This window comes from Mesorhizobium sp. M1A.F.Ca.IN.020.03.2.1 (assembly GCF_004023205.1).
GTDB lineage: Bacteria > Pseudomonadota > Alphaproteobacteria > Rhizobiales > Rhizobiaceae > Mesorhizobium.
Genome location: NZ_RZSV01000206.1, coordinates 1 through 9,923, shown reverse-complemented (window position 1 = coordinate 9,923; position 9,923 = coordinate 1). Strand labels below are relative to the sequence as shown.

Sequence of the window (9,923 nt, the reverse complement as noted above, 5' to 3'; positions counted from 1 at the left end):
CTACGACGCCATCATCGATGCCGCTTGCGAGGCCTGGCGAAAACTCCTCGCCCAGCCGCACACTGTCACTTCAATTGGCATGCGCGATTGGGCTCACGTCGGTCAATCATCATGACCTTTGGTATTACATGGCCGAGAAGCGCGCCGGCATGGCGAAATGGGACGAGTTCGTCCGCGCTATGCTCGCCAAGAAGCGGATGAAGGTGGCGGCATGAGTCCTCCGCCGTCCAAACCCGCGCCTCGCCGCGCCAAGACCGACAAGGCTGCCGTCGAAATCGATGCGCAGAGTTACGCTGCCTTCGTCGGCGATCTGAAGCAGAAGATCGCCGCGGCACGGCACCGGGCCGGCCTGTCCGTCAATCGCGAACTGATCCTTCTCTACTGGAACATCGGCCGCGATATTTTGGGCCGGCAGGAGCGCGAGGGCTGGGGCGCGAAGGTGATTGACCGCCTAGCCGGGGATCTTGGCCGGGCCTTTCCAGAGATGACCGGGCTCTCCGCCCGAAACCTGAAATATATGCGCGCTTTCGCCGAAGTCTGGCCCGACGGCGAATTTGTGCAACAGGTTGTTGCACTATTGCCCTGGGGCCATAACGTCCGCCTTCTCGACGCGATCAAGGCTCCCAAGGAGCGCGCCTGGTACGCACGGCAAGCGATCGAGCACGGCTGGAGCCGGAACGTCCTTGCCCACCAGATCGACAGCAATCTATTCGCCCGTCAAGGTGATCAGGCCAAGGCCAAAGCCATGGCCGCCTATGGGCGGCTGATCGACGCTCACATGCTGGCGACCGGCGTACTCGCCAGTGGCCTCTTGCGCATCAATGGCGCCGTTGTCGAAGGCGACCAGACCGCCTTCGAGCGCGACGCGCTGTTCGCCGCCTTTGTGATCGGCCTTGAGCCTTGTGAGAGAGCGATCGCCGAGGCGCGGTATCTGCAGGCGCACGCGATGCTGCGCCAGGAACTTGAGATCCTCGCCCAACTCAAGGCAGTTCGCGCGAACCGGCGAAAGCTCAACGGCGCCCCAAATGTCGCGGCCCTCGAGCAATCGCTTGCCCGCCTTTAGGGCGGGCTTTCGGCCGCCGCCCATGTGTCCCAGCATAACATCGTCCAGAGCGCAACCGCGTGGAACGGTGAGATGGACGACCTACCCGGCCCGACAAACCTCACACGCTATTTTCCTGAAACCGATGAAGGGCTCGCGAGAAGATCTTACGCTCTCCATATTTACATGATCATCCGCCTTGTCGAAGACTTGAGCGTTGACCTGAGCGACCGATACAAATCGGCGGCTTTTACCGCGCGCGAGAGTGAAGCATTGAATCTTGCAATCGACTTGCTGACCATGGAAGCAATGCTGGAAGTTATTGTCGATTCTGGCTCCAGCGCTAATCCTGATGTTTAATGCTCTGCCGCGTCGGTCGCCCGACGCATAAACGACAATGTGCTTGGGGGGCAAATGCCGGCAACCGCTTATTCAGTGAGGTTCGCGCGCGAACTCGATGTTGAACAGCTCGCGACCTTGATGACAGGCGTGCAGCCGACGCCGGAACGCGACGGAGCTGAACTTCTCAGAATGTCCGGCGATGCGATCCGCGACGATATTCAATGCTCATCGTGCGGCAAGTTCGGTGCTCGCCTCGTTCGCTCGGCGAGATCGCGTGCCTCCAGAGCCGTTCTCCGGCAAGCCCACTTCAGATTTGTCGATCCCAACGGCGGTGACGCCCATCATCCATTCTGCGAATTCTACGGCGATGACGAGAATCGGTCCGTTCAGGGAAGCCTTCTCGACTTCGGATCGGAAAAAAGTGCAGAAACCAGAGCCGTCCGCCTCCTCGTATGCAAAGGCATCGAGCAAGGCATATTCGAACAACGACGCATCCGGGAGATGCGCCAGTGGTTTTTCGACCTTAAGTCCGCCAGCCGCTTCACGGTGTCGATGCCGCTAGAAGCAATTCCCTGGGCGCGCGCGCTCCAGCGCCATCCTCACTATCGGCGCTGGCAGTTCCACCCATTGCAGGCGGAAATGCCAGCGTTCGATTGGAAGGCCGCGGCCAAGAACCAATTCACAGAAGACAACCTTCCCCTGTTTGATCTGCTGAAGAGTATCCCTTTCGACGACGCGACGTGGCGACAGGCGAGCGACCTCGCACGAAAGAACCATCAGCGCGAGGTGTTCAACGCCACCGTACTCCAGCCCTATTACGAGGCCGCGATCTCGCTTTGCGTCTTCGTCGCCGCAAACGGTGGTATCGATTTCGGCAAGGGTCGGCCGGAATATTTCAGGGCGAAGGGCCCGCCGGTCGCGTTGCTTGCATTGTGCGCCTTGGTGCTGTTCATCTCGGACTGGGATATGAACGCTGCCATCGCAGCCTTCGCCAAGCTGTTGTCGGCGCCGGCGCCTAGCAACCTCACGCTCGGCAACCTGATCGGGCTCAACCCATTTCACGAGTACGCCGCGTGGCGGCTTGTTGTCGTGTCCGCAGAGATAGCCGCCCAAAGCCCGAACGGACTGGATTACGATCGCCAGCTCGCCTCGACTGAGGCAGCGCTGCGCGAGCAGCATCGTCGTTGGAGAGACGAACAATCCTAACACCGGGCCGAGCAACGCGCCCCAGCGGGTTCCACCAAGTTACGAGATCAGTTCAATCTCACCCCCTCGAACCAGGCCTGCCCTATCATCGCGTCACGTGCGAGCGCCGGATCCGATGTGCAGGTCCAGATAGATATGAGACGGCGGTCTTGAGAGAGGTTCGGGGGTTTCCGAAGCTGGAGTTGCGACTCAACCAGTTTCAGGAGAACCCCCCTGTCACCTGCAAAAGGCTCGGCGGAAGCTCGATCCCACCAGCGTCACCCACGCCGTCGCACTTGCAGTGCGTCAACAGTTGATTTGATCTTGTACGAGCGTGCAGGGCGACAGGTTGTGCGGTGACGCTAGGCCCGTTCCAAAGCGCTTACCGAGCCCCTGCCCGCCGGCTTCGCGTATGTCGCGTCCAGGGCCGGCGTCATCACTCTAGGGCCGGCCGCCGAAGACTGCCGACGAACCCCGATGGGGGTATGCCTCAGCCATTCGAAACCTATCCTACGGGCATGGAACGGCGGCCGCTGGCGGCGAGCAATCGGCGGTTTGACCAGTGAAACAGGGCGGAGGCCCCTCCCTGGGCGGTTCCGCACGAGCGCGGCCGCGCCGCAGCGCTAGGGGGAACCGCAAAGGCTCTCCCCTTCCCTCGGATGGGAACGCCGACGCGGGCTTGCATTGCTTGCCGTTTGTTATTAAATTTGATAACACGTCGCCATGAGGGAAATTGCCTGGATCAAGGCTGCACGAAAGGATTTTCGGAAGTTTCCGAAGGCTGTGCAGGAGAGAATGTTGGATGCTCTGGCGATTGCGAGCTTCGGACAGAAGGCCGATGTGGCGAAGCCGATGAAACATTTGGGCTCGGGCGTAATGGAAATTGCGCTGCCCTACCGGTCCGACGCCTACAGGGTTGTCTATGCGGTCCAGATCGGAGATGCCATTTGGGTCGTGCATGCCTTCCAGAAGAAGTCGACTGCCGGCATTGCCACCCCGAAAAAGGAAATCGATTTGGTCAAGGCCAGGCTGAAGCAGATACGGGAGATGGACTCATGAGCGAAGAAAAGATCGAGGTCGTGAGAGGCAGCGGTAATGTCTATGCCGACATGGGTGATCGGGATGCCGACACGAAGCAGATGAAGGCCTTTCTGGCAGGCGAGATCATCGCCGTTCTGAACCGGCGCAATCTCACCGTTCGTGCGGCGGCCGCGGTAACCGGCGTTACGCCCGCCGACATTTCGAACATTCGTAACGCGCATCTTGGCAAGTTTACGATTGATCGGCTTGTGCGTGTCCTGAACCGTCTCGACCGGAAGGTCTCGGTCTCGGTCGAGAAAGTGTCGCACGACGATGTGGCGGCCTGACGAATGCGCCTTTGCGGCGATGTGGAGCCGCCGCGAACGCCGCATAGCCGGCTAAGAGCCATCTGTTCATGGGTAAAAGTGAGTCGCGCCAAAGGAGCAGCAGTCACGCCCATTCACCCAGTTTGACGCCATCCACCACTGTGAAACTTCTCAGGGTTCTGCACCGACCAAGGCGGCGGCACGTGGCATTGAACCTTCCCACAGAATAGTCCCCGCTGAGCACGTAAGCGATTGAAAACGCACTGGAAAGGGTACTCGCCTACGCCGCGAGGCCTGACTTCGAGGCGCCGTTGAATGATCTTATTAGAGTCGGGCGGGGGGTGTCGTTAAGATGTTGTTAACCTTAAACCGCTGGACGCACGGGCAGAATCGTGGCCTACCTTTGTCGGGCAAAGGGCGATAAATCGCCTCCAGGCCGCCAAAGAGGGTTTGCAACGACAATGGCTATACCAGCCGCATCAGTCCCGCAGAGGGACGATCCCGCGGATAAGATTGTCCGGCATGCGGGCATGCTTTCGAGCCACCTGCAGGCCAGACGAGAGCAGATGTACCCACCGGACGCTCAGAAGAGCCTCAGGAATTTCATGATCCATGAGGTGTCCAAGCTCACATCCATTCCGGAATCGACACTTAAGCTGATGTCCAACGAGGGAAAAGGCCCTGTGCCGGCGCGGTTGGAAAACAACCACAGAGCGTACACGCTGGCGCAGATCAACGAGTTGAGAGAGCTGTTTGCCAGCCAAAAGCCCGCTGAGGCACTGAGATACCTGCCGCACCGACGGGAGGGCGAACATCTCCAGATCCTTGCCGTAGCCAATTTCAAGGGCGGCAGCGCGAAAACAACTACAAGCGCGCATCTCGCCCACTATCTGGCGCTCTATGGCTACAGGGTACTCGCAATCGACCTAGACCCGCAGGCGTCGCTCTCTGCGATGTTCGGCGCGCAGCCTGAGATGGATGTCCAGCAGAACGAGACCATCTACGCGGCCCTGCGTTACGACGACGAGCGGCGCCCGATCCAGGACGTAATCCGCAAGACATACTTCTCAGGGATTGACCTCATTCCGGGAAACATCGAGGTCATGGAATACGAACATGAAACCCCGCGGGTTCTTGCGCAGAAGCAGAATGGTAATCAGAGCATCTTCTTCGAGCGCCTTCGGCTGGCGATCGCCGAGGTCGAGAACAATTATGATATCGTAATACTCGATACACCCCCTTCCCTCGGCTTCTTGACGCTTGGCGCGATTTACGCAGCGACCGGCCTCCTTGTTACGGTGCATCCGGCGATGCTCGACGTCATGTCGATGAGCCAGTTCTTGCTCATGATGGGTGATTTGATTTCGGTGATACGCGATGCTGGTGCCGTGATGGAACAGGACTTCCTGCGGTATGTGGTGACGCGACACGACCCCAACGATCAGTCCCAGGTCCATGTCGTTTCGATGTTGCGGCATCTATTTGCCGAGGACGTGCTGACGCCGACAGCAGTCGAGAGCGCGGCAATAGAAACGGCGGGTCTTGCAAAGCGGACCCTCTACGAGTTGGAAGCAGGCAATGTTGGAGCGACCACCGTCAAGCGTGCGCGGGAGTCTATCGACGCTGTCAACGGGCGGATCGTCGACCTCATTGCAGAGAGTTGGGGGCGGAGATGACAAAGCGGTCATCGGGAAAGTCGATCCTCGCGAACTTCGGAGCGTTTTCCGAGCCGGTTCCGTCAGCCGATGACGTTAGCCGTTCGGAGGGTGGAACAAGACCCATCTCCGGCCAACCGGTTGCGCGAGTTGGTGCCGGCGTCATCGGCGCCACACAGCGGTCGCTGAGTGACCTTCGGGAACAGCGAGATCGACTTCAGGCGATCGTCGACGCAGGCGTGGGGTTGGATCTCGATCCGGAACTGATTGATCCTTCTCCGTTTCCCGACCGGCTTCCGGATGACAACAGCGCCGATTTCGAAGCGCTGAAGAAGCTCATTGCCGAGGAAGGCCAGAAGCTGCCGATCCAGGTGCGGAAGCACCCCGGTGTCGAAGGCCGATACCAGGTTGTCTACGGGCACCGGCGTTGGCGCGCAGCCCGGGAGCTTGGCATCAAGCTCAAGGCGACGGTGCTGGATCTTTCCGATGTCGAGCTTGTGGTCGCGCAAGGGATTGAAAATGCCGCGCGGCAAGACCTTAGTTGGATTGAACGCGCCTTGTTCGCGTGGCGTATGGACGAGGCGGGTCTCAAGGCGCGCGACATCCGAGCGGCGCTTTCAATCGATGATCCCGAATTGGCGCGCTTGCGATCCGTGTGCCGTGCTCTTCCGGGGGATGTTATCGAAGCAATCGGACGAGCGCCGAAGGTCGGCCGGCCCCGCTGGGTCGCACTAGCGAATGCGGTTTCCGCAGAGACTGATGTGCTCATGCGAATCCGCGAAACCTTGTCACCTGACAAGGTTTCGCGCCTCCCGTCTGATGAGCGATTCAAGCTTGCGTACGCAGCGGCGAGGAAGGCTCCGGTAAAACAACAGAGTGATCTGGTGCTGGTGGCCCCGACCGGAGAAGTGGTCGGGAAGGCCGTATTCTCTGGGGCCGATGTGAAGCTGACAATTGAAAGAGATCGCGCACCGGCATTCGCCTCATTCCTGGAGGGGGAGCTACCCGCGCTGATCGAGAGGTTCTTCGCTCGCGAGGGCGGTGAGTGAACTTGGGCCCGCGTAGAAACCTTGTCAGCTGACAAGGTGGTTTGGAGCTTGAGGCCGTGCTGGCATGGTCCGCTTCGGCGATGAGTTCGTATCCAACTGTGAAAGGAAACTGACAGCAAAAGAAAAAGGCCCCCGAAAACGCGTCTCCGGAAGCCCTTCTCTCGATTAGCACCTAAGAGAATCACACTTCCAGGAATCACTGTCAAGAGTTTTTGGCGCCATCTTCGGCGGGCAGGTTTCTTTTGCCTGAAGGAAGGTAAAGGGAAATGGACACGCATATCTCAACGACGCCCTTTGGGCGGCGGCCGATGACGCTTGGCATGATTTCAAGCCAGGTGGCCGCAAAGGCAATGCCGGCGGACCTGACCGTCCACAAATGGCATGTCTTCCAGAACATCAAGGAAGCCCGGGGCGCCTTGGGCGCGACCGATCGCGCACTGGCCATACTTGACGCCCTGCTTTCGTTTCATCCGGAGACCGCGCTCTACGGCGATAGCGAGCTGATCGTCTGGCCGTCCAATGAGCAGCTGATCGGCCGCGCCAATGGCATGCCACCCGCGACGCTACGGCGGCACCTGGCCGTCCTGGTGGAGTGTGGCTTGATCATCCGCAGGGACAGCCCGAACGGCAAGCGCTTCGCCCGGAAGGGGCAGGGGGGCGAGATCGAGCAAGCATACGGCTTCGACATCTCGCCGATCGTGGCGCGCGCAACGGAGTTCAAGGAGCTGGCGGAAGTCGTCCGAGCCGAGAAGAAGGCCTACCGGGTCGTTAAGGAACGGCTAACCATATGCCGCCGTGACATCGTTAAGATGATAGATGCCGGCATTGAGGAAGGCGTTCCTGCAAATTGGGGCAGGGTCCAGCAAACCTATCAAGCCATCGTCGGCAAGATTCCCCGTACAGCGCCCCGCCAGGTCCTCGAAGCCATTGCTGCCGAGCTAGAGGACCTCTGGGCTGAAGTGCGTGAGGCATTGGAATCATTCGTAAAAACAAAGAATATGAGCGCCAATGAGTCTCATATCGAGCGCCACATACAGAATTCAAAACCAGACTCTAAATCTGAATCTGAAAGCGGCTTAGGAAATAAAAGTGAAGCGAGCGGCAGCGCAGCGGAAACCGACAACGTGCGGAGCCTGCCGAAGCGCGAGCTGCCGTTGGGAATCGTGCTGGATGCCTGCCCGAACATGCTCTGGTTGGTGAAGGGCGGCGGCGGAATCCGCAACTGGCGTGAATTTCTGGCTGCGGCCGAGGTTGCCCGGCCAGCCATGGGCATCAGCCCGAGCGCCTGGGAGGAAGCGCGAACGGCAATGGGTGAGCAGCAGGCGGCGATTACCATTGCCGCGATCTACCAGCGGCAGGACCAGATCAATAGCGCCGGCGGCTATTTGCGCAGCCTGACGGATCGGGCTAAGGCCGGAAAGTTCTCGGTCTGGCCGATGGTTATGGCCTTGCTGCGGGCAAAGCTTGAGGCGTCGAAGGCCGCCGGAAACGGAGCTGAAGCCGCGGCCGTCGATCTGGAAACGGCGGGGAAGGTCGTTCGCACCGAATCGCGACTGGAAATTAGCGATGCGTTGCGCCGCAGCCTCGACAAGCCGGGGCGCGGATCGTGATGAGCCGAACGGGTTTGATCGACACCACGGCCCTGGATCGTGGCTGCAGAGCTTGTTGGGAAAAGCGCCGTATGCGAGGATCGAGGCCATGAAAAACGAACACGACCGGGAATCGACGCCCGATGAAACCGCCGGGATGGTGTGGTGGAACTCTCTTACCGAGGCCGATCGTGCGGATTGGCTGGCGCGGGCCGGCAGCGCTGTTCCAGCTGATGCCTGGGCGGCGTATAAGCGGAGCGGAGATGTTGATCGTCAGCCGCGGGTCATAAACTGAGGCCTGCCTGCAGCGGAGATCGCGCCGTGGGAAACCGGTCACGGTGCGAGTGGTGCCCCGGCGAGACCAAGCCGTCGGGCCCGATCGGGCAGGTTCTTGACCGATGAGGCTGACCATTTTGCGCCGCGCCGCGGCGGTCTTCATATGGGCAGCGGGACGCCGCTCCCGCATCCCCGGATTGCCGGGCAGCCCCCGCTTCTTCCGGGTGGCCGCAATCCCGGCTTTGGGTCGCTCCGAGATCAGCGCGCGTTCGAGCTGTGCGACAAGGCAGCGAACAGGAGCATGACATAAGCGAGATAACAAAATTCGGCGCTGATCTGATCCAGTCTATGTCGGAAGCTCTGGCGCACGCGCAGGGTAAGGACGTTCCCGGTATCAAGGTGCACAGCGTCGATGTTGGCGCGGTCGACGCCAAAGCTATCCGCAAGAAGCTCGACCTGTCACAGGATGAGATGGCGACCGTGCTGGGAACCAGCCCATCCGGCTACAAGAAGTGGGAGCAGGGCAAGCGACAGCCAAGCGGCGCGGCCCGTACACTGCTACGCGTCATGGACCGGGAGCCTGAGGCGGTGCTGCGTGCTTTATCGTCAAATAGTACCGTGGCCAACGTCAACAACAAAACTCCTGCAGCCGCGCACTGAGCAGGGGAGGGGACTTTCTAGAGTCCCGACGCCTTGGTGAGATTGACCCGGAACCGATCGCGCCGGCGCTGATATTTGCGGGTCATCTCGGCCGAGGCATGGCCGAGCTGCTTCTGCACGTAGCGCTCCTCGATGTCGGCCGAAGAGGCAAGGCCGGCGCGCAGCGAGTGCCCTGAGAACAGCAGCGCGCGCTCCCCTTCCGGAAGATCGGAGCGGACGCCGGCGGCGAGGGCGGTCTGCTTGACCAGGCGGGCGACATGCTTGTCGGAGAGACGTTCGACGTCGACGGTCTTGTTGTCCTTGAAGATGCGGCGGAAGAGAGGGCCTCTGGCGATGCGGCCAAAACGGATCCAGCTCTCGAGTGCGGCGACCGGGCAAGTCTGGGCGGATGCGCCGAGGCCGACCTCAACCTCGCGCCAGCCGGTTTTTCCGCGCAGCGTCACCAGCACGCCCTTGTCGGCAAAAATCTCGATCCAGCCGGCGCCGTCACTCTTGTCGTCACGCACGACGTCGAGGCCGACGATTTCCGAGCGGCGCAGGCCGCCGGCGAAACCGAGGAGGAGGATCGCCCTGTCGCGCAGGCCCCTCAGGTCGTGGCCGAGCGTGTTGACCATCGCCTTGATGTCGTCTCCGAGCACGGCTTCCTTCTGCCGCGGCGGTTTTGCGTGCTTGCGGCGGATGCCGGCGAGCACGGTGGCGATGTGGCGATCGGCGCGGTCGAGCGCAAACCCGCGCTGGGTAAAGTTCCAGGCGAGGCCGGACAGGCGGCGCTCGATCGT

General features: G+C 60.6%; 12 protein-coding genes and 1 pseudogene. 11 read left to right on the top strand and 2 right to left on the bottom strand.

Annotation, left to right across the window (positions count from 1 at the left end; translation table 11 throughout):
• The 10 genes from EOA79_RS25140 to EOA79_RS32975 all read left to right on the top strand — a co-directional run.
• A partial coding sequence (locus tag EOA79_RS25140) for a hypothetical protein (protein ID WP_206639264.1) occupies positions 1-215 on the top strand: 215 nt, incomplete at its 5' end.
• Positions 212-1,063 (top strand): DUF1016 N-terminal domain-containing protein, encoded by an 852-nt coding sequence (locus EOA79_RS33750; protein WP_245489927.1) that lies wholly within the window; start codon positions 212-214, stop codon positions 1,061-1,063. The genes EOA79_RS25140 and EOA79_RS33750, both read left to right, overlap by 4 nt.
• A gap of 72 nt (positions 1,064-1,135) precedes the next feature.
• Positions 1,136-1,402 carry a hypothetical protein gene (locus EOA79_RS25130; RefSeq protein ID WP_128161261.1) on the top strand — a complete coding sequence of 89 codons (267 nt, stop codon included), beginning with the start codon at positions 1,136-1,138 and terminating at the stop codon, positions 1,400-1,402.
• Between the two features lie 54 nt (positions 1,403-1,456).
• Positions 1,457-2,590, top strand: coding sequence for a hypothetical protein (locus EOA79_RS25125; RefSeq protein ID WP_128293395.1), 1,134 nt, complete (start codon positions 1,457-1,459; stop codon positions 2,588-2,590).
• Positions 2,591-3,292: 702 nt separating this feature from the next.
• Positions 3,293-3,628 (top strand): type II toxin-antitoxin system RelE/ParE family toxin, encoded by a 336-nt coding sequence (locus tag EOA79_RS25120; protein ID WP_128161257.1) that lies wholly within the window; start codon positions 3,293-3,295, stop codon positions 3,626-3,628.
• Positions 3,625-3,936 carry a helix-turn-helix transcriptional regulator gene (locus tag EOA79_RS25115; RefSeq protein WP_128161255.1) on the top strand — a complete coding sequence of 104 codons (312 nt, stop codon included), beginning with the start codon at positions 3,625-3,627 and terminating at the stop codon, positions 3,934-3,936. The genes EOA79_RS25120 and EOA79_RS25115 overlap by 4 nt, the downstream gene beginning before the upstream one ends.
• A 440-nt stretch (positions 3,937-4,376) precedes the next feature.
• Complete coding sequence (gene repA / locus EOA79_RS25110) at positions 4,377-5,591, top strand: plasmid partitioning protein RepA (RefSeq protein WP_128161253.1); 1,215 nt, start codon at positions 4,377-4,379, stop codon at positions 5,589-5,591.
• The gene (repB, locus tag EOA79_RS25105) at positions 5,588-6,619 is read left to right on the top strand and encodes a plasmid partitioning protein RepB (protein WP_128161251.1); all 1,032 of its coding nucleotides are present in this window, start codon (positions 5,588-5,590) and stop codon (positions 6,617-6,619) included. Before repA ends, repB begins: the two co-directional genes overlap by 4 nt.
• A gap of 266 nt (positions 6,620-6,885) precedes the next feature.
• Positions 6,886-8,229 carry a plasmid replication protein RepC gene (repC, locus tag EOA79_RS25100; RefSeq protein ID WP_128161249.1) on the top strand — a complete coding sequence of 448 codons (1,344 nt, stop codon included), beginning with the start codon at positions 6,886-6,888 and terminating at the stop codon, positions 8,227-8,229.
• 88 nt (positions 8,230-8,317) lie between these two features.
• Positions 8,318-8,503: a hypothetical protein gene (locus EOA79_RS32975; protein ID WP_164893941.1), complete on the top strand. Its 186-nt coding sequence runs from the start codon at positions 8,318-8,320 to the stop codon at positions 8,501-8,503.
• 147 nt (positions 8,504-8,650) lie between these two features.
• On the opposite strand, the pseudogene EOA79_RS33745 reads toward EOA79_RS32975, so the two are convergent.
• Positions 8,651-8,767 (bottom strand): annotated as a pseudogene (locus EOA79_RS33745) (recombinase family protein); the annotation flags it as partial.
• Between the two features lie 65 nt (positions 8,768-8,832).
• Here EOA79_RS33745 and EOA79_RS25090 point away from each other — a divergent pair.
• Positions 8,833-9,144 (top strand): helix-turn-helix domain-containing protein, encoded by a 312-nt coding sequence (locus EOA79_RS25090; protein ID WP_245489926.1) that lies wholly within the window; start codon positions 8,833-8,835, stop codon positions 9,142-9,144.
• Between the two features lie 17 nt (positions 9,145-9,161).
• On the opposite strand, the gene EOA79_RS25085 is transcribed toward EOA79_RS25090, so the two are convergent.
• Positions 9,162-9,923: tyrosine-type recombinase/integrase (locus EOA79_RS25085; RefSeq protein WP_128293394.1), on the bottom strand; the 762-nt coding region annotated here is incomplete at its 5' end.